Origin of the sequence: Shewanella sp. SM20 (genome assembly GCF_025654545.1) — a bacterium.
GTDB lineage: Bacteria > Pseudomonadota > Gammaproteobacteria > Enterobacterales > Shewanellaceae > Shewanella > Shewanella oncorhynchi.
Window position 1 is genome coordinate 1 of the sequence record NZ_JAKKRK010000048.1, and the last position, 25,870, is coordinate 25,870.

Annotated in this window: 23 protein-coding genes and 1 pseudogene; 15 read left to right on the forward strand and 9 right to left on the reverse strand. The window is 43.8% G+C overall.

Annotated elements, in window-relative coordinates; genetic code table 11:
- The 3 genes and pseudogenes from L5M18_RS17680 to L5M18_RS17690 form a co-directional block, all read left to right on the forward strand.
- A pseudogene (locus L5M18_RS17680) lies at positions 1-208 on the forward strand (IS3 family transposase); the annotation flags it as partial.
- Between the two features lie 291 nt (positions 209-499).
- A complete protein-coding gene (locus L5M18_RS17685; protein WP_263198016.1) occupies positions 500-2,500 on the forward strand; it encodes a DUF4263 domain-containing protein in 2,001 nt (666 codons plus the stop codon).
- Positions 2,501-2,719: 219 nt separating this feature from the next.
- Positions 2,720-3,919: a class I SAM-dependent methyltransferase gene (locus L5M18_RS17690; protein WP_263198017.1), complete on the forward strand. Its 1,200-nt coding sequence runs from the start codon at positions 2,720-2,722 to the stop codon at positions 3,917-3,919.
- A gap of 25 nt (positions 3,920-3,944) precedes the next feature.
- On the opposite strand, the gene L5M18_RS17695 is transcribed toward L5M18_RS17690, so the two are convergent.
- The 4 genes from L5M18_RS17695 to L5M18_RS17710 all read right to left on the reverse strand — a co-directional run bounded on the left by L5M18_RS17695 (position 3,945) and on the right by L5M18_RS17710 (position 6,113).
- The gene (locus tag L5M18_RS17695) at positions 3,945-4,391 is read right to left on the reverse strand and encodes an NUDIX hydrolase (protein ID WP_263198018.1); all 447 of its coding nucleotides are present in this window, start codon (positions 4,389-4,391) and stop codon (positions 3,945-3,947) included.
- A gap of 51 nt (positions 4,392-4,442) precedes the next feature.
- Positions 4,443-5,321, reverse strand: a complete 879-nt coding sequence (locus L5M18_RS17700) for a neutral zinc metallopeptidase (RefSeq protein ID WP_263198020.1) — start codon at positions 5,319-5,321, stop codon at positions 4,443-4,445.
- 115 nt (positions 5,322-5,436) lie between these two features.
- Positions 5,437-5,862 (reverse strand): hypothetical protein, encoded by a 426-nt coding sequence (locus L5M18_RS17705; RefSeq protein WP_006084327.1) that lies wholly within the window; start codon positions 5,860-5,862, stop codon positions 5,437-5,439.
- 11 nt (positions 5,863-5,873) lie between these two features.
- Positions 5,874-6,113 carry a hypothetical protein gene (locus L5M18_RS17710; protein WP_263198022.1) on the reverse strand — a complete coding sequence of 80 codons (240 nt, stop codon included), beginning with the start codon at positions 6,111-6,113 and terminating at the stop codon, positions 5,874-5,876.
- A 260-nt stretch (positions 6,114-6,373) separates the two neighbouring features.
- Between L5M18_RS17710 and L5M18_RS17715 the strand changes: the two genes are divergently transcribed.
- From L5M18_RS17715 to L5M18_RS17735, 5 genes are all read left to right on the forward strand, one after another.
- Complete coding sequence (locus L5M18_RS17715) at positions 6,374-7,870, forward strand: DUF853 domain-containing protein (protein ID WP_263198024.1); 1,497 nt, start codon at positions 6,374-6,376, stop codon at positions 7,868-7,870.
- Between the two features lie 365 nt (positions 7,871-8,235).
- Positions 8,236-8,358, forward strand: coding sequence for a hypothetical protein (locus L5M18_RS17720; RefSeq protein ID WP_105250371.1), 123 nt, complete (start codon positions 8,236-8,238; stop codon positions 8,356-8,358).
- 279 nt (positions 8,359-8,637) lie between these two features.
- On the forward strand, positions 8,638-9,594 hold the full coding sequence (locus L5M18_RS17725; protein ID WP_105250372.1) for a TAXI family TRAP transporter solute-binding subunit: 957 nt from the start codon (positions 8,638-8,640) through the stop codon (positions 9,592-9,594).
- Positions 9,595-9,702: 108 nt separating this feature from the next.
- Entirely contained in the window at positions 9,703-11,736 is a 2,034-nt protein-coding gene (locus L5M18_RS17730) for a TRAP transporter permease (protein ID WP_131524216.1), read from the forward strand.
- 45 nt (positions 11,737-11,781) lie between these two features.
- Positions 11,782-12,186, forward strand: coding sequence for a DUF1850 domain-containing protein (locus tag L5M18_RS17735; protein WP_263198026.1), 405 nt, complete (start codon positions 11,782-11,784; stop codon positions 12,184-12,186).
- Here L5M18_RS17735 and L5M18_RS17740 read toward each other — a convergent pair.
- Positions 12,183-12,902 (reverse strand): FadR/GntR family transcriptional regulator, encoded by a 720-nt coding sequence (locus L5M18_RS17740; protein WP_131524214.1) that lies wholly within the window; start codon positions 12,900-12,902, stop codon positions 12,183-12,185. The genes L5M18_RS17735 and L5M18_RS17740 overlap by 4 nt on opposite strands.
- A 279-nt stretch (positions 12,903-13,181) precedes the next feature.
- Between L5M18_RS17740 and L5M18_RS17745 the strand changes: the two genes are divergently transcribed.
- The 3 genes from L5M18_RS17745 (at position 13,182) to L5M18_RS17755 (ending at position 17,165) form a co-directional block, all read left to right on the forward strand.
- Positions 13,182-14,420 carry an OprD family porin gene (locus tag L5M18_RS17745; RefSeq protein WP_263198028.1) on the forward strand — a complete coding sequence of 413 codons (1,239 nt, stop codon included), beginning with the start codon at positions 13,182-13,184 and terminating at the stop codon, positions 14,418-14,420.
- Positions 14,421-15,071: 651 nt separating this feature from the next.
- Positions 15,072-16,751, forward strand: a complete 1,680-nt coding sequence (locus tag L5M18_RS17750) for an FAD-binding protein (RefSeq protein ID WP_263198030.1) — start codon at positions 15,072-15,074, stop codon at positions 16,749-16,751.
- Positions 16,752-16,820: 69 nt separating this feature from the next.
- On the forward strand, positions 16,821-17,165 hold the full coding sequence (locus tag L5M18_RS17755; protein ID WP_105250378.1) for a cytochrome c3 family protein: 345 nt from the start codon (positions 16,821-16,823) through the stop codon (positions 17,163-17,165).
- Positions 17,166-17,289: 124 nt separating this feature from the next.
- On the opposite strand, the gene L5M18_RS17760 is transcribed toward L5M18_RS17755, so the two are convergent.
- Entirely contained in the window at positions 17,290-18,267 is a 978-nt protein-coding gene (locus L5M18_RS17760; RefSeq protein ID WP_263198031.1) for a diguanylate cyclase domain-containing protein, read from the reverse strand.
- Between the two features lie 142 nt (positions 18,268-18,409).
- A complete protein-coding gene (locus L5M18_RS17765) occupies positions 18,410-18,745 on the reverse strand; it encodes an FKBP-type peptidyl-prolyl cis-trans isomerase (RefSeq protein ID WP_263143341.1) in 336 nt (111 codons plus the stop codon).
- Positions 18,746-18,979: 234 nt separating this feature from the next.
- On the opposite strand from L5M18_RS17765, the gene trxC reads away from it, so the two are divergent.
- Together trxC and L5M18_RS17775 are read left to right on the forward strand one after the other, a co-directional pair.
- The gene (gene trxC / locus L5M18_RS17770; RefSeq protein WP_113939239.1) at positions 18,980-19,402 is read left to right on the forward strand and encodes a thioredoxin TrxC; all 423 of its coding nucleotides are present in this window, start codon (positions 18,980-18,982) and stop codon (positions 19,400-19,402) included.
- A 57-nt stretch (positions 19,403-19,459) separates the two neighbouring features.
- Entirely contained in the window at positions 19,460-19,894 is a 435-nt protein-coding gene (locus L5M18_RS17775; RefSeq protein ID WP_263198033.1) for a hypothetical protein, read from the forward strand.
- A gap of 174 nt (positions 19,895-20,068) precedes the next feature.
- Here L5M18_RS17775 and L5M18_RS17780 read toward each other — a convergent pair whose 3' ends face one another.
- Complete coding sequence (locus L5M18_RS17780; protein WP_168827785.1) at positions 20,069-21,469, reverse strand: DASS family sodium-coupled anion symporter; 1,401 nt, start codon at positions 21,467-21,469, stop codon at positions 20,069-20,071.
- 611 nt (positions 21,470-22,080) lie between these two features.
- Here L5M18_RS17780 and L5M18_RS17785 point away from each other — a divergent pair.
- Both L5M18_RS17785 and L5M18_RS17790 read left to right on the forward strand, forming a co-directional pair.
- Positions 22,081-23,247, forward strand: a complete 1,167-nt coding sequence (locus tag L5M18_RS17785; RefSeq protein ID WP_263198035.1) for an MFS transporter — start codon at positions 22,081-22,083, stop codon at positions 23,245-23,247.
- 261 nt (positions 23,248-23,508) lie between these two features.
- Positions 23,509-24,210, forward strand: a complete 702-nt coding sequence (locus L5M18_RS17790) for a pseudouridine synthase (RefSeq protein ID WP_263198037.1) — start codon at positions 23,509-23,511, stop codon at positions 24,208-24,210.
- Between the two features lie 163 nt (positions 24,211-24,373).
- Here the strand turns inward: L5M18_RS17790 and L5M18_RS17795 are convergent, their stop codons facing one another.
- On the reverse strand, positions 24,374-25,870 hold the full coding sequence (locus L5M18_RS17795) for an SO_0444 family Cu/Zn efflux transporter (RefSeq protein WP_263198039.1): 1,497 nt from the start codon (positions 25,868-25,870) through the stop codon (positions 24,374-24,376).

A 25,870-nucleotide genomic window follows, 5' to 3' on the forward strand; every position in this document is an offset into this window, starting at 1 on the left:
GCACAGTAAGCTCAATTTTGTATCACCGAGTGAGCGACATGCGATGCAAGATAAAGCGATTTTATCTAAGCGTAAGGAGGTACTAGAAGAAGCAAGATCAAGAAACCCTAAACGCTGGCCAAACGGTATAAGGAACTGTGACGTTATCGGTGAGGTAGTGTTGAACCCAGAAAAAGAGTCTGAAACTGAAACAAGAAATGCAGCTTAAAATTTAAGTAAAGAGTGCCAACTACCTTGAAAAACACCGACTCTGTAAATTTAACAATGGGTGGCTCGTTAAATTTACTCAGAGGAAAACAAAAAAAGATCTAATTAAAAGGGTTACATTTTAAGCTCAATTGACTTACGTTATCTTTATTTTCTCAATGTAGAAAATTGAAACAGATTATAAAGAAGCATTTAATTCGCATTAAATTAGTTTGACTCAATGTGGAAATAGCAGTTTTATTGTATTATCAACTCCTAAACTCTGCCAAAATGTATTGGATAAGGGACTACAGTGCAAATAGATGTTAAAGGTAAAGTTCAAAATCTCAAATTATCACCTAGTGATCGTCTTGTTCCTTTATTTGAGGCTATTGTTAACTCAATTCAAGCAACTAGAAAAGGTGATAAAGCTGAACTAACCATTACAGCTTTTCGTCAAACGACTCAGGAAGTTTTGAACGAAGATGACCGTAAATTTCAACAGATAGAATCTTTTGAAATTGTTGATTATGGTGAAGGATTTAACCATGATAATTATCAATCATTTAAGACGGCTGAATCTACCTACAAATCTAGTTTAGGTTGTAAGGGAGTTGGTCGCTTCACATGGCTTAAAGCTTTTGAAACTGTAGAGGTCGAAAGTGTCTATCTCGATAATCAAGAAAAGAAAAAACTAACCTTTGGCTTCTCCGTTGATGATGTTGATTTTGAAAGTGAAAAATTAATAAGCGCTGAACAATCAGAGAGAGTAAGAACTAAAGTTTCTCTTAAAGAAATTCAAGATCCCTATCGCACCAGATTACCTAAAAACCTTGATAATATAGCCTCAGAAATCATAGAGCACAGCCTTATCTACTTCCTAGAAGGCAAAATAAAATCATTCAAATTACTAGGTGATTGTGGTGAAAGCATTGATCTACTAGTTGTTTTTGAAACGACCTATTCACATGAAATTGAACAAAAAGAGTTTTCAATTGGCTCTAACCAATTTAAAGCCCATTTTTTCAAAAACTATAAGATCACTAAACAGAAAAATCACAATGTTTTCCTCTGTGCAGATTCTCGCTCTGTAAGAGGTTATACACTAAAAGAATACGAAGAAAATGTACCTCCTATTTTTGAAGATATTAATGGTTTAAAATTTAATTACTCAATTTATGTTACTTCTTCTTATCTTGATCAATATGTTAACCAAGAACGAACGGGATTTAGAATTGCTGAAAAAGTTGACCTATGTGATGAAGATGCGGATTCACCTGCAATCAACACGATTATTATAGAGTTAATGCTTTATGGGAGAACAGTATTTGAACCATTCCTAGAACCAATGTATGCAAAGCATAAAGAGATGATTGAACGATATGTTAATCACGCTGGTTATGAGTATCGACACATTATTAAGAACCGTCCACTATGGTTAAATACAATCCCTTTTGATTTGTCTGACGAGAAACTTGACATTGAGCTACACAAGCTTAATCGAAACTATGAGCTTGAATTAAAGCAAGAAGCCCAACGACTGAAAGACGAATTAAAGCATAGTAAAGTTAAAGATTACCCTGCTTATAAAGAGTCTTTGCAAAAGTACACCGAAGATCTAAACGAGATTGGAAAATCAAACCTTGCTAAATATATCGTCCATAGAAAAGCTGTGATCGATGCTTTAGAGTTCAGCTTAGAGTTACAAGATAGTGACAAGTATGCACTAGAAGATACTGTTCATGACATTATTATGGCAATTCGCTCTACCAGCGATGATGTGCAAGAACATAACCTTTGGTTGATTGATGAACGTATGGCTTACCATAAACATCTTGCATCAGATAAATCATTCAAATCTGTAACTGATATTGACTCTAAAGAACGTCCTGACTTATTAGTTTTTAATAATCCTGTTGTATACGGTGATGATAAGCGAGAGACATCTACGGCTATCATTGTCGAGTTTAAACGTCCAATGCGTGATAACTATAACGGTTCGGACAATCCTATTGATCAGGTTACTGGATATGTGCTTAAACTAAGAAAGCCAGATCAGATTATGGATGAGCGGGGGCGAGAAATCCACTTGAATAAGAGGATACCAATATATTGTTATGTAATTTGCGATTTAACTTCTTCAATACGTGACATTCTTGAGATGAGAAATTATAAACCCCTTCTAGATAATCAAGGCTATATTTTCTACAATGATAATCTCAATACCGTAATTGAAGTTATCTCATTTGATAAACTATTACGTGATGCGAAAAAAAGAAATTCAGTCTTATTTAAAAAATTAAATTTAGAGTGATGACGAAAAAGCAGTTATGTGCTGAGACTAACAAGTCACTGTATTATTAATAGAGCGTGTCACTGGAATGACAGCGCTTAATCACTACGACCTCCAACAGATAGATCAGCAGCGGAGCTCTGCCCCAAACCCCTTCTCGATGAGAATAACTTTAGGTAGCGGCGGATCGCGGTTAGAATACTCTCCCTGTTTTTCTTGGTTACTTTTTCGGAAACAATAATGTCCCATTCAGCGCTTAATTCTTTTGATGATTTTTACCAGCTTTTGGCTGACAGCTTGGCGAAGAATAGTCTGATCAAACTATTGTTGAGTAAGTACCGAGGGGCAGATAAAAGCTTGCAGCGCATTACGATTCGGCCGATCAGTTTGCAAAATGAGCCTGTGCTGTCGTTTGTGTATCAACACCAGACGAATCACATCACTAAAAACCTGAGTTATGACGAAGGGTTAGCTAGCATAAAACTGTTACTCGGTAGCGATTTTAAGAGTGCCCACTTAGCCACGGCGCAGGCAGAAGTTCAGCTTGAGATCAGCAAAAAAGGCAAAGTCCAAATCAGTACACATAACGTTAAACAAACCGTCGCAGCGCCGTTAGAACATGACCGTGAGAAAAAGCGTTTTGTGGATATCGAACGTCCCTTCCTGACCAAGCTAGGGGTGACGGACAGCCAACATAATCTTATCCCTGCGATGTCGCGTAAATGGAAACAAATCAATAAGTTTATTGAGGTTTTCAGCCAAGCACTCGAAGCCTCCCCCCACAAGAATGACCAACCGATCAATGTGGTCGATTTTGGGTCTGGTAAAGGTTATCTCACCTTTGCAATCCATGATTACCTGCGCCATAGCCTACACAATGATGCGCAGGTCACTGGGGTAGAATTACGCCAAGCCTTGGCCGATTTATGTAATGAAACGGCGGCGACGCTGGATCATCAAGGATTGTCGTTTGTCTGCGGCGATGTGAGAACCCATGCGCCTAAGCAAACCGATGTGATGATCGCCCTGCATGCCTGCGATATCGCCACTGACTATGCGATTCATTATGGTATTCGCGCCAATGCCGACATCATCATGTGTTCGCCTTGCTGCCATAAACAAATTCGCCCGCAGATGCACAGCCCAGAGTTGTTCAAACCTATGCTGCAATATGGAGTGCACATGGGCCAACAGGCTGAAATGGTGACGGATTCATTACGTGCGCTATTTTTGGAAGCCAATGGTTATGCGACTAAGGTGTTTGAATTTATCAGCCTAGAACATACCAATAAGAATAAGATGATTTTGGCCGTCAAAAAGCCACAACATAATCAGAAAGACAGCGCCGCAATCCTCGCGCAAATATCTGACATTAAAGCCTATTACGGGATCAAGGAACATTGCTTAGAAACCTTGCTCGCGCAAACCCAAGCCGATTAACGGCCGGCGGTTTACTGGCAAAGCATTAGAACTTTGCACTCATCACAACTCCGTTGAAATTGAGGCAATCTTTAATTCTTTGCTGCTGAACCGCACTAAGGGTGTCGATATCGTGGAAGGCAAACTCTGAATGTTCGTGGCTTAAGTGGATTGGCAGAGACTCGTCTTCTGCCACATTTTTTGCCACATCAGGCCCATCAGGCAATAGCAGTTCACAACGAAAAATAAAGGCTTGGGATTGATAGGCGCTGTGATAATACACGCCACTCAAATAGTTAACCTGCACACTTAAGCCTAATTCCTCTTGGCATTCGCGCACTAAGGCCTCGTGAATCGTTTCACCAGGCTCGAGTGCGCCGCCGGGCAAGCCCCAAGCAAAGTTACCGTAATTGGCCTTAAGCAACAGCACTTGTCCCTGCATATTAGTGATCACCGCGTGGCTGCTCAGTCTAAAGGTATCGTTAAAGGCCACTCAGTTATCCTTGCATTTATGTTCGGTACGTATTTGAGATATCAAACAAAATCACTTCGCCGCAAAGGTATTACAACTGGCGAGATTACCCGAATCAAACCCTGTCTTAAACCATTTCACCCGCTGCGCCGAACTACCGTGGGTAAAAGCATCGGGCTGTACGGCGCGACCCGCCATCTGTTGCAGACGATCGTCACCCACAGCACTGGCGGCGGCAATGCCTTCCGCTAAATCGCCCGCTTCAAGTAAATTAAGTTGTTGATTGGCATAATGCCCCCAAATCCCCGCGTAACAATCTGCCTGTAATTCAAGCGCGACACTCAATTGATTAGCCTGCACTTTACTGCCAGATTGCTGGGCTTGGCGCACCTTAGTGCTAGTGCCAAGCAAGTTTTGCACATGGTGGCCTACCTCGTGGGCAATCACATAGGCAAAGGCAAAATCGCCGGGCGCGCCTAAGGTTTTAAGCTCATCGAGAAAGCTAAGGTCGATATATACTTTGCTATCGGCAGGGCAATAGAAAGGCCCAGACTGCGCCTGTCCCATACCGCAGCCAGTGGAGGTCATATTGCGATAAAGCACTAACTTAGGCTCTCGATATTGCCCCTTGAGCAACTGGCCCCAAACGGTTTCTGTGGTACCTAAAATGGCTGCCACAAACTGGGCATTTTCATCCTGTACCGCTGTTGTTGAACTAGATTGAGCTTGGCTAAGATTAGCTTGAGCGCTCGGGTCGAGTGACAGACCACCGGTAACATACTGAAAAGCAATATAAATGCCGCCGATGAGCAACACCACGCGGCCAAGTTTAGTTCTCAGCAAAAAGGGCAAGAACCTGAGTAACAAGGCACTCGGCACACCCACAGATGCCATTTGCTGGCCGCGTCTGTCTTCGATATTGGAGCTTCTGTCAGTGTCACGCCAGCGCATCGCATTCCTTCACTCTGTAGTTAAAACTTTCATTAAACCGCTATTAAAGTCGCTTAGATGCACAACTCTGATTTCGTATTTGCACTCTAGCGCCTAGTGCTTAAGAGTCTAGTGATTATTTCGCTTGTGTATCGCTTGTGGGCGCGTCTTTCAGTGAACGTAAAAACAATCCTAAACCACCAAAGGCCAAAACGAGGATCACGATAAGTTCAAAGGCCGACATAGATTTAAAGTGGAATTGAATCGAGCTGATAACCCCTACAATCAAGGCCGTTAGCGAACCTAAACTCAGCAGCCAAGCTAACTTACTCTTAGCGTCAAAAAACACCATCACAATGCCGATAATAAACGGTAGCATCACCATGCCAGTGGTGATCGACATGCCTTGCCCAAAGGCATTCACTCGATATAAGCCATAGCCCAGTCCAAAACTAGAGCTCACTTGTATTGCATTGAACAATAAATAAAATCCGCCACACATCATGGCAAGACCCATAAAAAATTGTCCCGTCCCGCCCTGTGTTCCGCCCGCACCTTTCATAGATATCCTTTCTAAATTAACGATTTTTGAGTGGCTTGTTCTATGGCCGTTTTCAGCCGTTGTTTTTCTTCCGCTGCTTTTGCCTTTTGGTACTCGTCGAGATTTTTATCCGCCTCGGCGACACAGCGCTGTTTATCTCGCATGGGCTCATAGGGATCGACATCAGTTCTGGCAGAACACGCTAATTCGGCGCAAGCAGATGTCAGCACAGTAAAGAACAAGAGCAGCATAATCAAAGGGAATTTCACCATCAAGCACGCCTCAGTGAATGACCCAAATAACACACCTCATTCATAGGTAACGCCCATATTGCCAATCACACATTTTTGCTAAGTGATATCAAGCTTATTCAGGCCCCATGTTGACATAAATTACGCTAAGGCCAACACTCAATGATGAATTTTTATACGCATGAACGACGACACTAAAGTGGATTAAATACACAGTGGCTAAAATAAGGATGCTGCAACGATTCCAATATAAGCCCTACCGTTAACATTAAGGAATGCCTTTGAATACGCTATTAATAGGAAAAGGTGAACAACAGGTTCACTTAAATCTTAAGTATGCCAATCGCCATGGGTTAATTGCCGGTGCCACTGGGACAGGCAAAACCGTGTCGCTAATGAGCCTAGCCGAAGGTTTTTCGCGCCAAGGCGTGCCGGTTTTCATCACGGATGTTAAAGGTGATATCTCGGGTCTAGCTATGGCCGGCACTCCAAGTGAAAAGCTATTACAAAGGGCAACTCAAATTGGCATTGAGGATTATCACAACGAAGCCAACCCTGTGGTGTTATGGGATTTAGCGGGCGTTCAAGGCCACCCGCTGCGTACCACCATCAGCGAAATGGGCCCAACCTTACTCGGCCGAATTTTAGAATTGAATGACACCCAGAGCGGTATTTTAGACATAGTCTTTCAGCTAGCGGACGACCAAGGGTTATTACTGCTCGACTTAGATGATCTGCGGGCCATGCTGGCCTTAGTTGCCGAGGAACGCAAAGAAATCTCCGCCAAATATGGTTTAATCAGCGCCCAATCCCTCGCAGCAATTCAACGCTCGGTACTAGGATTAGAGCGCGATGGTGGCAAAGACTTTTTTGGTGAACCCGCGTTACAGCTTGAAGATTTAATGCGCACTAATTTGCAAGGACGCGGCATTATCAATTTATTAGCAGCAAACAAACTGATTTTAACACCCCGTTTATATTCAAGTTTTTTACTCTGGCTACTCTCAGAATTATTTGAGAATCTGCCCGAAGTCGGCGATCCCGAAAAACCTAAGTTAGTGTTTTTTATCGATGAGGCGCATTTACTCTTTGAGGGTTGCCCACCGAGTCTATTAAAACGCGTCGAACAGATCATGCGCCTAATTCGCTCAAAAGGCGTAGGCGTTTATTTTTGCTCGCAATTTCCTGATGATGTCCCAAGCGAAATTCTCGGACAATTAGGTAATCGTATTCAACATGCCCTGCGAGCTTACACGCCAAGGGATCAAAAGGCCGTTAAAACCGCCGCCGAAACCTTTGTGCCTAACCCCAAACTGGTTGTTAGCGACGTCATATCCCAGCTCGCTGTAGGTGAAGCCTTAGTGTCTATGTTAGCCGACAAAGGCGTGCCAACTATGGTCGAGCGCGCGCTCATCGCACCGCCACGTTGCCGCATGGGACCCGCCACAAGTGAGGAGTTACAACAAGTCCGTGTCCAGAGCCCGATTGGAGGTAAATACGATCAGTTAATCAACCGCGAATCGGCCTACGAACGCCTTAACCAAAGACGAGTTGGTAACGCCACCAGCGACACCACAACCACAGCAAGTGATGCTCAAACGAGCCAAAAAGCCGAAGAACAAAGTTGGTTCAGTGAACTCATTTTTGGCAATAAGCGCCGCCAAGGGTTAGCTGAAACCTTGTCAAAACAAGCGGCACGCACGGTTGGAAGCCAATTAGGTAAACAAATTTTGCGCGGTATATTAGGTGGCATGTTAGGTAAATCGAGCCGACGTTAGGCATATGGTACTTAGTTAAGCCTCCAATTAGGGCCCACTAAAACCACAAACAATGACGAAAATAGAGGTACTGTGTCCTTGTTCGCATATTTCTTATACAGGTTAACGCTAGCATTAGCATTAATTATTCTAAGTGATAGATGGATCATGGTACGGAATTCGGTGATAAGATTATTTTGCTGTAATCGCTCATTGAGGCAAATAAATTCACAGATAATTATCAATGATTTTAGATATTTGTAATTTAAAATGTTGTAATTCGAGATAAAAATTTCGCTTCAATCAGGACGTCATGGAATAGGTTCAATTAAGTACGGCTTACATGATTAGCCTGATGAATAACCAAAGAGTACATGGAGTTTTATATGAGTAAAGAGCAAAAAAACCGTAAAGAATCGAAGAAACAACCGCTGATGTCTCCTAAAGAGAAAAGAGCAGCAAAACATGCGAAAAACGCAACTAAAGGTTTCTTAGATAACACTAAATAGTGTCTTGTTATTAGGAGGTTTGTCCTCTAATAACACAAATAGGGTTAACTTAGGTTAGCCCTTTTTATTGCCCGCTTCATTGAACCAACCAAGTTTTACCTCACAATACAACCTTGCTCAAAACAGTCTCAGATCTCAGTTTTGTGATACAAAAGTAGCAGCTATCGACTATAGCCTAATTGACCTTTTCCAGGTTTTATGTAGTTATATTGAGCTGATTACGGTATTTACCACTCGAAAGACCCTACATAACACTATAAAAAATAAGGATATTTCATAATGAAAATAAAAAAACGTTTTGTCGCCGTCGGCGCAGCAGTGACTCTCACACTCAGTGCTGCCGCTATGGCTGCTGCCCCCGCCTTTATCAACATTCTCACAGGCGGCACCAGTGGTGTGTATTACCCTATTGGCGTTGCGCTGTCGCAACTCTACGGCACAGGAATCGAAGGTTCTAAAACCTCAGTTCAAGCAACTAAAGCCTCAGTAGAAAACCTCAATTTATTGCAAGCGGGTCGTGGTGAATTAGCGTTCGCTTTAGGTGATTCAGTCGCAGCAGCATATCAAGGTGATATTGATGCAGGCTTTAAAACGCCGCTGGATAAAATCCGAGTACTTGCCTCGGCTTATCCTAACTACATTCAAATCGTCGCCAATAAAGAGTCTGGCATTAAAACCTTGGCTGATTTAAAAGGAAAACGTATCTCAGTGGGTGCCCCTAAATCAGGGACAGAACTCAATGCCAGATCGATTTTCAAGGCTGCTGGACTAAGTTATGAAGACATGGGGAAAGTCGAGTTTTTACCCTATGCCGAATCCGTTGAGCTAATCAAAAATCGTCAATTAGACGCCACTTTACAATCTTCCGGTCTCGGCATGGCAGCTATCCGTGACTTAGCTGCGACTATGGCAATCAACTTTGTTGAAATTCCAGAAGATGTGATCGCTAAGATTAACAATCCCGCCTATCAACATGGCGTGATCCCAGCATCCACCTATGAAGGCCAAACCACCGACGTTTCTACCGTCGCCATTCAAAATTTACTGGTGACTCAAAGCGGTGTATCGGATGATTTAGCCTATCAGATGACAAAACTCATGTTCGAGCACTTAGACCGACTCGGTAACGCGCACTCCGCCGCGAAGACCATCAGCGTAGATAAAGCGACGAAAAATCTGCCAATACCACTGCATCCAGGTGCAGAACGTTATTACAAAGAAGTTGGTGCACTCTAAGTTTTACTGATATCTGTGCATCCTATTCCAAACTAAGCAATTGAGATGCCGTTAAATAACGGCATCTCGTTTATATCATCTCTGTAGTCTAATGCTGTGAGGCATAATATGAGTGATCCCCAACAAGGTCTCAGCGCCAATACTGGCGATTGGCCCAAGGCTCTATTTTATACAGCCTTAATTTTTTCTATTTTTCAAATCATCACTGCCGCTTTTCATCCCGTCTCGACTCAAGTACTGCGTGCCACCCATGTGGGCTTTTTACTGTTAGTGGTTTTTTTAAGTTATCCCGCTAGAGGAAAATCTCAGCCTTGGCAGCCACTCGCTTGGCTACTCGGTCTAGCTGGCATGGCCACAGCAGCTTATCAGTGGTATTTCGAAGCCGACTTAATTCAACGTTCAGGCGATCTGACCGATGCGGATATAGTGATAGGTATCACTTTGATCGTATTAGTGTTTGAAGCAGCGCGCCGAGTCATGGGCTGGGCGCTACCTATCATCTGTAGCATCTTTTTGATGTATGGCTTATTTGGCCAATATTTACCCGGTGACTTAATGCACCGCGGCTATGGATTCGATCAGATCATCAATCAATTAGCCTTCGGTACCGAAGGGCTATACGGCACACCAACCTATGTGTCGGCGACATATATATTCCTGTTTATTCTCTTCGGCTCCTTTTTAGAACAAGCCGGAATGATCCGTTTATTTACCGACTTTGCCATGGGATTATTTGGCCACAAGCTCGGCGGTCCAGCAAAAGTTGCGGTAGTGTCATCGGCATTGATGGGGACGATTACAGGATCAGGTGTTGCCAACGTGGTCACAACGGGCCAATTTACCATTCCACTCATGAAACGATTCGGTTATCGGCCAGCCTTCGCCGGCGGGGTAGAGGCAACATCGAGTATGGGCAGCCAAATCATGCCGCCGATCATGGGCGCGGTGGCCTTTATCATGGCCGAAACCATTAACGTCCCCTTTATCGAGATAGCCAAAGCGGCATTGATCCCTGCGCTACTTTATTTCTGCTCCGTATTTTGGATGGTGCATTTAGAAGCCAAACGCGCCAATCTCTGTGGCCTGCCTAAAGATCAGTGCCCTAATCCATGGGCGGCAATTAAAGAGCGTTGGTATCTCCTTATCCCCTTGTTTATTTTAGTCTACTTGCTTTTTTCAGGCAGAACGCCGCTGTTCTCAGGCATGGTAGGACTCGCCCTCACATCGATAGTGATTTTAGGCTCAGCCATAGTACTGCGACTTTCCTCAATGGCGATGCGGATTGCCTTTTGGATTGCCCTTGGCATCCTATGCGCTGGCTTCTTCCAACTCGGGATCGGGGTCGTATTTGGGGTTATCGCCTTATTAGTCGCCATTTGTTGGTTTATTAAAGGTGGCAGAGATACTCTCACCATCTGCTTGCATGCACTGGTAGAAGGCGCCCGTCATGCCGTGCCTGTGGGTATCGCCTGCGCTTTAGTCGGTGTGATTATCGGCATAGTGTCACTGACAGGAATTGCCTCGACCTTCGCGAGCTATATTCTTGCCGTTGGCCAAGATAACTTGTTCTTATCACTCGTGTTAACTATGGTCACTTGCCTAGTGCTCGGCATGGGGATCCCCACAATCCCTAACTACATTATTACTAGCTCGATTGCAGCTCCCGCATTACTCGACCTCGGTGTGCCACTGATTGTGTCGCATATGTTTGTATTTTATTTCGGCATCATGGCCGATCTCACGCCTCCCGTTGCCTTAGCCTGTTTTGCCGCAGCGCCAATCGCGAAGGAATCTGGTCTTAAGATCAGCCTTTGGGCAATCCGTATCGCCATTGCAGGTTTTGTGATCCCCTTTATGGCGGTTTACGATCCCGCTTTGATGCTTCAAGGTGATAGCTGGTTAGCTACAGGGTTTGTCTTGCTAAAAGCGACTGTGGGTATTGGTATTTGGGGCGTCATCTTTACCGGATATCTATTACAAAAACTCTACTGGTGGGAACGCGTTATCGGCTTCCTTGCAGGTGCTAGCTTAATTCTTGCTACGCCGTTGAGTGATGAAATTGGCTTTGGGCTCGCGCTGCTATTTATCGTGCAACACAGCTGGCGAGCACGCAAACTCAAACGTCTCGCAGAGCAAGGATAAGCTCTTGAGATTATTGGTTGTTAACCAGCCATTGAAGGTAAACAGATGCTAGGCCTGTGTTTAGGCCTAGCGGGCACGCTGTGGGCCCAAGTGCCCACAGACAACTTCACCTTGGCATGGAACCACAGCATAGAAAAAATTCGCTGGGAGGAAGACTATAACGTCATGCCACAAGGATTAGTGTTGGTCGAAGCAAGAGTGAAAGGTACGGGTGCAGGAATGGAAATCCCAGATGATGCTTATTTTAAAAATGGCAGCTGGCATTATCAGCCCAAGCTGCCCATTTTGCCTGTGTTGCGCTTAGGTCGCACGCCCGAAGCAGGGGATTTTGAACTTTGCTTCACTCCAATCTCAGGAAAATTGCAATGCCAAGCCATGAGTCATTGGATTGGCGTACCCAACAAACAAACAGCCGCGGTTGAACTTTGGGGTTGCAACTCTTTACCTTAAGCGCGTTTATCCATATATTTACGCTCAATTTCTATTAGGCGCTGATTAAAATCCTCAAGGTGTGCAAACATTTCGGCCTCAGCTTTCGCCCCATCTTTTGCGATAACCGCTTCGACAATGACATCATGCAAGCCTAAAGGATGAATTTCATCAGTCGGTGGCTGAAACTTAGTCGTTTGATTACTTAATAAAACCAACAAGGATTTTACGATCGCTTCTAAAAAGCGATTTCCAGACATTTCAGCGAGCAAATAATGTACTTGAGATCGCAATATGACAGTTTCGGGATAAGCCAATGAGTCACTTTCATGACTATTCGCCTCTTGCAAAGCTTTAGCTTGCTCTGGAGTGCAATTTTTAGCAGCCATTCTAGCCACTTGCGGCTCAATCAGCATGCGTGCTTGACACAGTTCAGGAAGGGAAAGTTTCCCCATTAGAAATAAATCTTGGCAAGCATCACTTAAACGTTCAAAGGTTAAGTGCTTAACAAATGCGCCACCTGTTGCACCTTGGCGAATCTCCACTAATCCACCCGCTTCGAGGCTTTTGATCGCCTCTCTCACCACAGTGCGGCTAACTTGAAATAATTCTATTAATTCGCGCTCAGAGGGTAATTTATCGCCAGCCTTATATTCGCCATCTAAAATAGCATTTTTCAGTTGCTGACCGACTTCACTCGATGCTCTTATCTGCTTAATTGGCTTGAAGATATGCACTTGATTATCCCAAATATGCTTAGTGTCGCCATACTAGCATAAAACCGCATTAACGCAGAAAAAGTACTCTCATCTTTCCTACATTAGTGATTAAAAAACATTCATCTTTGTTGATCCAAGTAACATCTGTGCGAATTTCGTAACTAGTTTCTCATATTCATCCTAACTTCGTTGTCGACATTAGTCATACGTCATACATTTAACCTAATAATGTTAAACATAATTTCTTTAACTAGCTCAGACAATTCTGATCAGGGCTTACTAATAATAGGGAAGATGATGATGAAAAAATCTTATTTATCTTTGCTTGTGCTATCTACGCTAGCGATTCCAGCTACAGCAGATACCAGCATTGATCAAATGTTTAGCCAAGGTACGTTAAAAGGGGAATTACGCTTATTCGATTTTACCCGTGACTTTGATAATACGACGAACACTAAACACGATACGTCATTTGGCGGACTGTTTTATTACAATACCGCAAAAGTGAATGGCCTCAGTTTTGGGACCAGCTTCGCATCTGCAAATCCCATTTGGACCAATGATTCAGATGATGTCTACGGCCTAGTTGCTCGCGATGCCGCTGGCGACCATGACAACGTCAACCGTTTACAGGAGTATTTTGTCCAAGGTAATTGGTGGGATACTCAATTCAAATTAGGTGCACAAGAACTGCGCACACCAATGATGAATCCCCATGACATTCGTGCAATCCCACGAACTTTTCGCGGCTTTTCAGCAGAAAATAAGAGTGTTGACAATCTAACGTTATCAGCACTCTATATTACAGATTCCATGGGGTGGTCTGATAATAGCTTCGTATCCGTAAAAGAGGCGGTACAAAGCGAATTAGCAAGAGCGGGTATTGTGGCAGATGTTGCCGATAACCCAGTTTATGCCCTAGGTGCTAAATATCAATTGCCCTTTAAAACAGTCCAAACTGAAGCCCATCTTTGGCACTACAGCATGGAAGATGTTTTCAATCAAACCTATGCCAAAGTGAAATTAGCCGCTGATGTTGGTCCAACGAATTTGTACTTAACACCTTCCTATTTAACTCAACAGGCAATAGGTGATGAAACCGGCGGCCCACTCGATACCTATCAATATGGCTTCCATCTAGGCGCCAAATTGGCGGGGGCAGATCTCACTTATATGTACGCCAAAACCGGGGATGACACAGTGCTGACCCCATGGGGCGATGAAAAAGTGGTCATTCAACAGGTATATCAATCTGCACGGGCGAATGAAGAGGTCAACGCGTTAAAGCTGGCCTATGACTTTGAAAAATTAGGGGCGAGTGGATTAGAAGCCTATGCCTTTTATGGGCAGTACGATGTGCCAGAGGGGACTGCGTCAGATTTTAATGAAACTAACTTTTCAATCGCCTATAAATTTTCAGGCATGTTATCAGGCCTAGGTCTTAAGGCGCGTTATGCCATGGTCGATTTTGATCAAGCTGAAGATCTTGACGATCTCCGTTTATATGTCACTTATAAATTTGTTTTAGGTAAATAGTCACAAATACAACTCCCCTGCACCAAACTTAATGCGGGTGTATCACGCCTTGTTGGATACACCCGGTTTTTACACTGCAAAATGCTCAATCCATTTAAATGTTGCGGTGAATGCGTTGACTTAATTATTGAGATCAAAAATGGAAAAATAATTTCTTAATTATTCCAGCCATGGCTATTTCATGTGTCTTATTTTATCGGATGCGGAAATAACGATGACTCTAACGCCTCATTACCACAATTAACTCCCGTAAACCTAGAACACTAAATATATGTAGTGAAATAGCTTAACAACACATATTTTATTTTGATCACTGTATTTAAGAAATACATCTTCCTCAAAAAATTCACTGCATTATTTAATAAAGAAAGTCCTACATTAGCTTGTTTCAAAAAGAATAATCATATTAACAGCTCAAAACTCCAGCATTTTGTGAAGCACTGCAAAGATGTAATTAATACCTCTTTTGGTTTATTGTCATATGTCATACATTTAAACGTATGTTGTTAATGAATGAGAATTTAATCACTTTCACACAACTGCACTTCTAGTTTTTAAAGCAAACAAATCACATGCGGTTATGGCCAGATCCATTGTCGTTGCTAACGATGTCATATCGACCTTAGCAATGAGGACCCAAGGAGTATCAAAATGAGTAAAGAGCATTCACAGAAACCGAAAGAAATCGATCAATACACTGCTAGCGTCCTGCAAAATGGTATATCTCGAAGAAGTTTCCTAACTCGAGCTGCAGTGGGAAGTGGTGGCTTAGCCTTTGCAAGTCTTGGTATTGCTTCAGCGAGTGCGGCACCACTTCAAGTTGGCACTGAATATGGCGAAATTGGCGGCGCAACGCTCAATTTTCTACCTAAGCCAAAACCTATTGCTGATAAAGATATTGCAACAACCCAAACCTTTGATGTTGTTGTCGTCGGTGCAGGAGCTTCTGGTGTGCCTGCGGCACTATCAGCCAGAGAAAGTGGTGCAACCGTTGCGTGTTTACAAAAGCAAGCCATCCCTGTCTCTCAAGGAAACACAGGTTCAGGAATTGACCTGAAAAACAGTGATAAATCAGCAATTGAAGCTTTAGTTAGCCGTTTAATGGCGGATAACGCGCACCGTTCACATCCCGGTCTTCTTAAGCAATGGGCTTACAATTCAGGTGAAGCTGTCACTTGGGTTATCGATAGAGTTAAACAAGGTGGCGGCCAGATTGTTGACCAAGGAACTAAAGTGCAGCACGGTATTCGCGGAATTGCTGATACTGATGACCGTTTAAATTTTATCACTTCTTTCTGCGGCCCTAAACCCTACACCACGGGTGATGCTATGCGCGCATTAGCTAAAACAGCAGAAAAAGCAGGCGTTAAGTTTTTCTTTAATACTCCTGCACAACAATTAATCCAGGATGAGTCAGGAAAAGTCATCGGCGTCATTGCTCAAACTCGTGATGGTAAGTACCACAAATACATGGCGAAGAAAGGTGTCATTCTGTCCTCTGGTGACTATCAAAATAACAAAGCCATGTGTGACTTCTTCATCCCCGAACTGAAAAACTTTGAACGTAAACAAATGGATCGTACCGGTGACGGTTTTGCTATGGCCTATTGGGCTGGCGGCGTTATTGAACCTGTTGGACATACCAAAATGTTGCACGACTTCGATGCCGGCCCGGCATCCATGTGTGACATGCCATTCTTAGCGGTAAACCGTAAAGGTGAGCGCTTTGTGAATGAGAAGGTTGAGATGTCTCTAATGAATAACTACTTGAAAGATGAGCAGAATGCGGGGCATTACTCACAAGTATTTGATTCTGACTATATGACGCAAGCGAAGGATTGGCCTGGCCACCTCTATTCTCCTGAAGAGCTTAAAGTTTACATGCCTGAAGTTCCTAGTGAGAAAACAGGAGTATTTCCCTCTTTGATCAACACCCATTCAGCTAACACATTAGAAGAATTGGCTGTGAAGTTAGAGTGCGATCCAAAAACCTTTGTTGCCAGCGTTAACCGTTATAACGAGCTGTGCAAAAAAGGTAAAGATGAGGACTTCGGTAAACCTAAAAGCAAAATGGTACCAGTGCTCAAACCACCGTTTTACGGTATTCACCGTCGTATGCGTATTTCGACTTTATGTTCAGGAATTCTCGTTAACGACAACCACCAAGTACTTGATGCCGATGGTAAGGAAATTCCAGGTTTATTCATTGTTGGTAACCTAGGAGCAGGTTTCTATGGTGGCGTTGACTACCCATTAACGGTATTTGGCTTGTCTTTAGGTCGCTGCTACACCTTCGGCTATTTAGCGGGCAAATATGTAGCAAAACTATAGAACACATAGTCATCAATAATGGATGCCTCACATTTTGGCATCCTGTGAAATGAATAATGGGATCAAACAATGAAAAACTTAACAATTATATTGGCTATTATTTTGGGTATTTTCGCTGGCAGCGCGTTCGCTAAAGAGAGTACTTTACTCGATCAAACTCATATGGCGAAAGGGCTTAAATGTGCAAGCTGCCATGGTGCAGAAGAACGACAAGCCGTCCCTATGCTCAAGTGTGTACAATGCCACAACACTAAGAAATTAGCGGAAAAAACGGCGGATGTAAAACCAACCAATCCCCATAAAAATCGCCACTTCGACACAGAAACTGATTGCAGTAAGTGCCACCATGTACACAAAAAATCTGAAAACTATTGTGTCAGTTGCCATCAACCATTTAATTTTGTAACTCCATAAGCTGATGACACTAAGCTTAAAAAGCTAAAAACAAAAAACCACCATTAAAGGTGGTTTTTTGTTCGAATAAGGCACTGTAATCAAATATAAATTAAGTATTACTAAGATCTGCAGGCTTGGATCATTATTCCGACGACTGATAAAAACAATATCCATGCTTTCCTTGGTGTTTCACGCGATACATGGCGGCATCAGCGCGATCACAACTCTCGGCAAAACTATCACCATAGCCAAATATATCAATACCGATACTCAGGCCTACCTCCACTTCACAACCTTCTAGCAGGAATTTATCTCGATAAACATCGAGCAAAGATTGTGCGAGTGCCCCTAAAGATTCACGATCAAATGACGGCAGTAATATCACAAACTCGTCACCCCCTAACCGTGCGATCTGCGCGAATTCACCTGCGTGAAATACCAAAGTATGCGCAACGTGCATCAACAGGCTGTCACCAAACTTATGGCCGTGACGGTCATTTAACGCTTTAAAACCATCAAGGTCGATAAAAAATAACGCACCGCGAATATCTGGTTGCGAAGATTCATCGAATACTTTGGCAATAGCTTGGCGATTCATTAAGTTGGTGAGTGGATCACTGTGGGCTAAGCGGGCTAAATCTATTTCGTAGCGCTTTTCTTGAGTAATATCGATATGGCTGCCCATCATTCGCAGTGGTGTTCCATCAGCTAAGCGCTCGACAATACGCCCACGATCGGACACCCAGGTTATGCTGCCATCTTTGTGTAGCATTCTGTGAACTGCTTGATAGTAATCGGCTTGACCATTCACATGATCTTCAAAGGCTTTTATCACCCATTCTTTATCTTCGGGGTGTAATTTACTTTTCCAGATATCAACATGGGCAGCAAACTCTTCAGGACTAAACCCGAGCATTTCGCCCCAGCGCATGTTAAATATGGTTAAATTTCCGCTTGGAATATGCTGTTCCCATAGACATAAACCATTACCATCGAGGGCCGCAAAGAGTTTTTCTTCGGCACGATAATTCAACGCTGCTAAATGAGCGTTTTCACTTTTTAGCTGAGCGATCTCAGCCTGAAGTTGCGCAATTAACTCTGCTGCAGTATCCGAAGCCACGACAAATCTCTTTCCTTTAAGTGGGAAAATTGAGTCCAGTGTAAATCACCCTATGCCGAAGCAACATAGCGAGGAGTGCAAAATGAGCCAGAATCATATTGGCTCAATTGAGCTTACACAGACTCTCGCAGTCCTGTCACGCTTAGTCGCGAGTCAGCACTTCGAGCAATTCGATCTCAAAGGTGAGATCAGAATTTGGTTTGATATGAGCACCCACTTGACGCTCGCCATAGGCTAAGTGAGCAGGGACTAACAACTTACGTTTGCCACCGACTTTCATCCCCATAATACCTTGATCCCAGCCTTTAATCACACGGCCAGTACCAATTACACATTGAAACGCCTGACCACGATCATAGGATGAATCGAATTGGGTACCATCCTGCAAAAATCCACGATATTGGGTGGTGATCAGTGCGCCTTTTACCGCTTCTTTTCCTTCGCCCACTTGCAGCTCGATTACTTCTAATTCAGTCATATCTTCATTCTCTTTTCTTGTTCGCACTTAGGGCGTGATATTCAACTTTGCGCAGGATTTTATCACCGAAGAGCGGGCTTGTCGGCGCAATCTAAACATTTCTGCAGCTTGGTTCACTGCTTAATCCTTAATAATAAGGTCATCATGGGCGATAACATCATCACTCGCCCTTTAAATTACTGTCGGTTAGCCCAATATATAAGTCGTATAAACGTTTTATTTTGGAGCTTTGCCATGATTATTGCCTGCCCCCATTGCGATACGTTAAACCGCGTTCCCGATGAGCGTTTAAACCAACAACCCACTTGCGGTAAATGTAAGCTCAGTGTCTTTACGGCTGCGCCAATTGAACTCAATAGCGCAAACTTTGCCAACCATGCTAATAAATCAGAGCTTCCCCTAGTCGTTGACTTTTGGGCCAGCTGGTGTGGGCCCTGTAAAAGTTTTGCGCCCATATTTTCTGCAGCAGCTAAGACATGGGAGCCTCAATTTCGCTTCGGTAAAATCAATACTGAAGAACAGCAAGCCCTCGCGGCTCAATTTAATATTCGATCTATTCCAACCTTAATGATTTTTAAACAAGGCCACATACTCGCCCAGCAAGCCGGAGCTTTGCCCTCCTCAGCGTTAAACCAATGGTTAAATGCCTATAAATAAGAGGATTGAGCTAAGATACAAACGCTCAGCCGAGCTAATTTGTAAAGGTAACGAAATTTGAAAAAAGCAATGTTCTTACTGGGCGCAGTGCTCTTGCTAGTGGTGACAGGATGGGGTTTACAACAACATCTCACAATTGATACTTGTATCGACAAGGGAGGGACTTGGAACGATGAAACTCAGCAATGCATTCGCCCATTCGAGCAAGGGATAGCCTTTACTCGCAGTGATCATAATTCTGCCGAGCCGCAGACAGCTTATGTTTATCTTTCAGAGAATTTACAGCAAGCAGAAGTGTTTTTTGCCATGACAGATAAGCCTATTATTTTACAAGCCGTTACTGTCACTGAAGGCGATACCGCTCCCGTATTATATAAAAATGACATTGAACAGATTGATATCATCAACGTAAAAGAAATCTTTTATCTACGTTATCAACATCAAGCAATTTATAGCGCAAATACTTTTAGTCGCAACTTAACCTCAAATTAAGTGCAAAACATAAGCATAGAGTAAGCTTCGAAACACTAAGCCTGACACTAAGCCCAAAAACTCGGTACGACGACTCTGCTAGGAAAAATGCGTATCCGCCCTATGCTCTTCATAAGGCGAATACTATTATAGCGGCAACGTTGAAACACAAAGTTGCCATGAACTATATCAGTATTAAATATCCCAGAAGGTATGGGCGATAATACCCAAGACTATCATACTGATAAAGTTGATGATCATACCCACTCGCACCATTTCCGATTGCTTGATATGGCCAGAACCATAAACAATAGCATTGGGCGGTGTCGCCACCGGCAGCATAAAGGCGCAAGAAGCTGCAATACCAATCAGCACAGATAACATCACAGGCGATATGCCTAATGCCTCAGCAATCGCAGCAAATACAGGCACTAATAGTGCAGCGCTGGCGGTGTTACTGGCAAATTCAGTCAACATCACCACAAAAGCAATCACAGCAAAGACGAACAACGACATGTGAGTGCTACCGAAAATATCTGTCATCCAGTGAGCTAAAAATACGCTGGTGCCAGTCGTTTTTAGTACTGCGCTCAGTGTTAAACCGCCACCAAACAATATGAGTACACCCCAATCTGTGGTCGATTCAATTTTCTTCCAGCCGACCAAGCCTAAACCCGAGAGTAAAACGACGGCACCTAAGGCGACTATGGTATCAAACTGAGTGATGCCACCTAATGCCTTGGCTAACGGCACACTGAAAATCCAGCAACATACGGTAGTCAGGAAGATAAGCAGAGTAAATTTCCCCTGAAATGTCAGCTTCTGAGCTTCAACATTCACATCGAATTTGGCAGAAAGATCAGGCTTAAAATACCAATACAAGGCAATCAACATCATAGGTAGCATGAGGATAACAGTTGGAATACCAAACTTCAGCCAATCACTAAAACTCAAGCCCACTTGAGCCGCAGCAATCGCATTCGGTGGGCTACCCACTAAAGTACCGATACCGCCGATGTTGGCCGAATAGGCAATCCCAAGCAGTAAAAACACATAAGTACTGTGGTATTTTTCGCGGTCGAGTTGCTGCAAAATCCCGAGTGCCAATGGCAACATCATCGCCGTGGTCGCGGTATTGCTGATCCACATCGATAGCAGCGCAGTTACTCCAAACAGCATCAAACAGGCAATACTGAGTTTACCCTTAGAGGCTAGCAGCAGCTTTTGCGCTATGAGGGTATCAATCTTTTGATGATGCAAGGCCGCAGCCAATACGAAACCACCAAAGAATAAGTAAATGATGGGATTAGCAAAGTTACTCATTGCCTCCTTGGTTTCAAACACCCCAAAGAATACGGCGAGTATAGGAACGAGAATCGCAGTGATACTGATGTGAATCGCTTCGGTCAGCCAAAGAATCGCGGCAAAGAACAAAATGGCCAGCCCAGTATTCACCCCTTGTTCGAAAGGTAAACCGTAATAAAGTGCAAATAACAGCACAATATCTGCCACTAGGATCAGCATTTTTTTCTTATCGAGCCCCTCGCTGACGGGAGCTTTATTAGGTGGAGCAGTACTTGAATCTGTTAAAGACATGGTTACAACCTTAATACCATTTTATTTTGACGCAAATTTAGGGCATAGATCACACTTGGCAAAGCGGTTTATTTTGTAATTTTATCACTTGGCAACAACATTTATTGCTGAGCTAGCACGCACAAATAGCCGATTAGCGACAATAATCACCAAATTCTGATCGACACCTTTGTTTTAAAATTTCAAACGGACAAAGATCGAACAAAACCTTGCCCACGTTGTAATTTTATTAATGTTTAAAACTGAGATATAGATCACGCCACACTTTCTACCAAGGTGATAATCAACTAATTAATCATACCTTCTGATCATTGGTAGGATTAGGTATTATTCCCCAAATTTGGCACAAAATTGAATGTGTGTAGCGCTAAATCAAATCTAGGTATCGTTGAATGTGCACTAAAATTGCGACGCAGTAAACAGCAAGCGACCAACACAAACGTATTGCAACAAGGCAACATAGAAAACCCAATATCTACATGAATCGTAAACACAAATATTATTCACCACCACAGTCAATCTAACTCACTTTACCCTGTCAGCGATCCAGCCTAAAGTCGCGACCGCAACCCCGCCCGCTGTATATTATTTGTCTGTTTTCGGAACCGCCCGTGGAAAAAATTACCTTAACTCAGTCGGCTCAAAAGCCCAGCCTTTTCGTTCCCGTAGCAGGGTTAAGTTTGTTTGCTTTGGCATCAGGCTACTTGATGAGCTTAATCCCACTGTCGCTCACTTTTTTCGAACTCAGCACCTCACTTGCTCCATTACTGGCCAGTATTTTTTATTTAGGTTTATTACTGGGGGCGCCTTGTATTGCTCCTGTTGTTGCCCGTATCGGCCACAGTAAAGCCTTTATCCTTTTTTTGAATATCCTTCTTTGCAGCGTTGTCGCTATGATATTAATCCCCAAAAGTGGAGTCTGGTTAGCCTCTCGACTTATAGCGGGATTTGCGGTTGCAGGAATTTTTGTGGTGGTTGAATCATGGCTATTAATGGCCGATACCCAAAAGCAACGCGCTAAGCGGCTTGGACTTTATATGACAGCGCTTTATGGAGGCACTGCCTTAGGACAATTAGCCATTGATTATTTAGGTACAAAGGGCAACCTACCTTACCTAGTGATCATGGGATTATTAGCCGCGGCAAGTTTACCCGCACTACTGATAAAACGTGGTCAACCTCAGGTAAGCGAACAACAATCAATGTCATTGTCTGCGCTAAAAAACCTAAGTCAGCCTGCCATTATGGGATGTTTAGTCTCTGGATTATTGCTTGGCCCTATCTATGGTTTACTTCCCATCTATGTGGCACTGGATATGGGGCTTGATCAGCAAACAGGACAATTTATGGCCCTCATCATTGTAGGTGGCATGCTGGTACAACCTTTAGTCAGTTATTTATCTCCTCGAGTTAACAAAAGTGGCTTGATAGTAAGCTTTTGCCTACTGGGTGTCGCAGCATTATTACTGCTCACTCAGCATTCAAATATGACGCTGATTATTGGATTTATCTTGCTTGGCGCCAGCGCTTTTGCCCTTTACCCGATTGCAATCAGCTTAGCTTGTGACGACTTGCCTGCTAGCCAAATTGTTTCAGCGACTCAAGTGATGCTACTGAGCTATTCGGTGGGGTCAGTAATAGGCCCATTAGTTGCCAGCAGTTTTGGCCAAACGGAGTTCGGCTTACTCATTTATTTAGGCATATGTTGTATTCTGAGCAGTATTTACATTTTTGCTCAATTACTTATTAACACTAAGCCAAGTTTTTCCTCGCCTTAACAAGTCCCATAAAATACATTGCACTGCGACTCAATAATCAGCCACTTAATGAACGATATGCTCATCGAGTGGCTCAAATAGAAAACATCTGCGGTCAAATCAATACAAAACGAACAGCAAAATGATCCACAAAGGTCATAACGTTAAAAATCAGTACGCTTAGTTTTAACATTCAGACAGGGCAGTTGCTTATCCTCCCTAAGTCGCGATAATGCAGCTTACTTAAACACCTGTGCTGACTGTTTTTCCTGAGATTTCACTATGCGCCTCGATAAATTCCTCTGTAAAAGCACAGATCTTGATCGCAAAGCCGCAAGTGTCGCCATTCTTAGCGGCTCAATCACAGTCAATGGCGCTATCGTGACAGACTGCGCAATGCAAGTGCATGAAAATAATACTGTCAGCCTTAATGGAAAGCCGCTAGCGCCACGCCCATCTCGCTATATCATGTTGCACAAACCTGCTAATACCTTGTGCTCAAATGTGGATGGTGCCTACCCTTCGCTATTTCATCTGCTCGATATCGAACGTGCATTTGACCTGCACATCGTTGGCCGCCTAGATGCTGATACCACAGGCTTAGTGCTACTGACTGACGATGGCCGCTGGTCGTTTAATATTATCTCGCCTCAATATCAGTGCGAAAAAGTCTATCGTGTCCAACTGCGAGATCCACTCGACAGCGAAGCGACTGCAGCCATAGCCGCAAAGTTTGCCGCAGGGCTAAATCTACAGGGCGAAACCGCCCTCACTCTGCCAGCAACACTGCAGCAAGTGGATGAAAAAACAGTGCTACTCACGCTCACCGAAGGCAAGTTTCATCAAGTCAAAAGGATGTTTGCCGCCGTGGGCAATAAAGTGGTTGCCCTACACAGGGCGCAAATTGGGGCAGTGGCTTTAGATATCGATGTAGGGAAATGGCGCAACTTAACCTTGGCGGAGATAAGCTCCTTCACATCCTAATTGATTAACAAGGCTGAAGCAGACAGGCCGCCTACGTTTATCGACGGTAAAAAAGCAAACAAATACTGATAGGTTTGCAAATCAATCCCATAAAAAATCCCAGTGTTAGCAACAACACTGGGATGTTTATTTGTTTGATACTGCTTAGCGGAATATGAATCGACTAAGAACAGCAATCGTTGCGGCGAACCCAGCTTCTTGGGATCTTCTCAAAAACCACTTTTGCCATGAGTAACGCCAGCACTATGCCAGAGGTTGCCACTAACCATTGGGGTAACATTTGGTGCTCTTCACCAATTTGTGGCATCACTACAAAACCAAAGGTATTAACCAGATAATTGACCAACATACCGGCCACTAAGGCCACGCCAATCACACCGCCAAGATAGCCCCACAGCGCACGTTTACCTAGCTCTTTAGCCACTATGCCTAAAGTCGCGATATTGGTTGCCGGACCTGCCATCATAAACACGAGTACAGCACCCGGTGACACTCCCGCCAGTAATAATCCAGCGGCAATCGGTGTCGATGCGGTCGCGCAAATATACATAGGCACAGAAACGAGCACCATCACTAGCATAGCCAGAATGCCATCGCCCCATTTAGCCAAAAAGTCAGCCGGCACATAGGTTTGTACCAGAGCTGCGAAAAATAAGCCCACCAGCAGCCACAGCGTAGTATCACGCACTAAATCCGTTGCCGCATATTTAAGGCCAATTCCGATACGACTGAGTACCGATTGCGACTTAAACTCAGTCGCCATATCTTGAGTAGACGCACAGCAGCTATCGCCTGCAGTGTTAGCACTAACCTGCTCAGCATCCTTAGCACTGCCACCACAGCAAGCGCCTTTTTTCACCACCACTATTTTTTCAGGCTCTGTGGTTTGGCTGCCACAACATGACCCCACGCTTTCTGCTTTAGCAGCGTTAACCTTGACCACAGAACCCATAGTTTGAGCAGATCCCATGGTTTGACCGCCAACAGCCATAACACTTGAAGGACCCGCCATTAAGCTCGGCGCCGCCATAGGCGTCATTTTGATCTTCGGCTTTGGCTCGGCTGCAGGTGCATCAACATTGTCATTACCACAGCAGGAAGACTTTACGGGCGTTATCGCAGGCCTAGTCGATGAGCAGCAGCTTTTAACCGCTTCGGCTTTTACCATCTCTGGCTGAGCCACTGATTTTGAGGCGCAGCAAGACGCCTCCCCCTCTAATGGCTTATCTGATTGAGTTTCTACCTTAACCACTGACTTGCCATCGTCATCATCACGGCCAACGAGTAAGCCCGCCACAATCGCACTGGTAATCGCTGCTATCGGTCTGACGATCGCCATAAAGGGGCCGAGTAACACGTAGGAAACGGCGATTGAATCGACGCCCGTTTCTGGCGTCGACACTAAAAAGGAAGTCGTTGCTGCTTTAGAGGCACCAGAACGGCGCAGTCCAACTGCTGCGGGAATAACGCCACAAGAACACAAAGGTAAAGGTGCGCCAAGCAGCGCCGCTTTCACTACGGTTTTAAAACCGTGACCACCTAGCTGCTTTTGCATCCACGCCATTGGCACGAATACTTTTAATAGCCCAGCTAAAATCAGGCCCAGTAATAACCAAGGCGCCGAGTCTAAAAACAGATCAATAAAATTCTTCAATAACAT

What these genes read in the sequence shown, in the direction of transcription:
- L5M18_RS17700 (WP_263198020.1), bottom strand. Translation starts at nt 5,321, where the DNA reads ATGCGCTGGCGTGACACTGACAGAAGCTCCAATATCGAAGACAGACGC.
- L5M18_RS17720 (WP_105250371.1), top strand. Translation starts at nt 8,236, where the DNA reads ATGAGTAAAGAGCAAAAAAACCGTAAAGAATCGAAGAAACAACCGCTG.
- L5M18_RS17735 (WP_263198026.1), top strand. Translation starts at nt 11,782, where the DNA reads ATGCTAGGCCTGTGTTTAGGCCTAGCGGGCACGCTGTGGGCCCAAGTG.
- L5M18_RS17710 (WP_263198022.1), bottom strand. Translation starts at nt 6,113, where the DNA reads ATGGTGAAATTCCCTTTGATTATGCTGCTCTTGTTCTTTACTGTGCTG.
- L5M18_RS17690 (WP_263198017.1), top strand. Translation starts at nt 2,720, where the DNA reads ATGTCCCATTCAGCGCTTAATTCTTTTGATGATTTTTACCAGCTTTTG.
- L5M18_RS17750 (WP_263198030.1), top strand. Translation starts at nt 15,072, where the DNA reads ATGAGTAAAGAGCATTCACAGAAACCGAAAGAAATCGATCAATACACT.
- L5M18_RS17765 (WP_263143341.1), bottom strand. Translation starts at nt 18,745, where the DNA reads ATGACTGAATTAGAAGTAATCGAGCTGCAAGTGGGCGAAGGAAAAGAA.
- L5M18_RS17790 (WP_263198037.1), top strand. Translation starts at nt 23,509, where the DNA reads ATGCGCCTCGATAAATTCCTCTGTAAAAGCACAGATCTTGATCGCAAA.
- L5M18_RS17725 (WP_105250372.1), top strand. Translation starts at nt 8,638, where the DNA reads ATGAAAATAAAAAAACGTTTTGTCGCCGTCGGCGCAGCAGTGACTCTC.
- L5M18_RS17730 (WP_131524216.1), top strand. Translation starts at nt 9,703, where the DNA reads ATGAGTGATCCCCAACAAGGTCTCAGCGCCAATACTGGCGATTGGCCC.
- L5M18_RS17780 (WP_168827785.1), bottom strand. Translation starts at nt 21,469, where the DNA reads ATGTCTTTAACAGATTCAAGTACTGCTCCACCTAATAAAGCTCCCGTC.
- L5M18_RS17755 (WP_105250378.1), top strand. Translation starts at nt 16,821, where the DNA reads ATGAAAAACTTAACAATTATATTGGCTATTATTTTGGGTATTTTCGCT.
- L5M18_RS17795 (WP_263198039.1), bottom strand. Translation starts at nt 25,870, where the DNA reads ATGTTATTGAAGAATTTTATTGATCTGTTTTTAGACTCGGCGCCTTGG.
- L5M18_RS17705 (WP_006084327.1), bottom strand. Translation starts at nt 5,862, where the DNA reads ATGAAAGGTGCGGGCGGAACACAGGGCGGGACGGGACAATTTTTTATG.
- L5M18_RS17745 (WP_263198028.1), top strand. Translation starts at nt 13,182, where the DNA reads ATGATGAAAAAATCTTATTTATCTTTGCTTGTGCTATCTACGCTAGCG.
- trxC (WP_113939239.1), top strand. Translation starts at nt 18,980, where the DNA reads ATGATTATTGCCTGCCCCCATTGCGATACGTTAAACCGCGTTCCCGAT.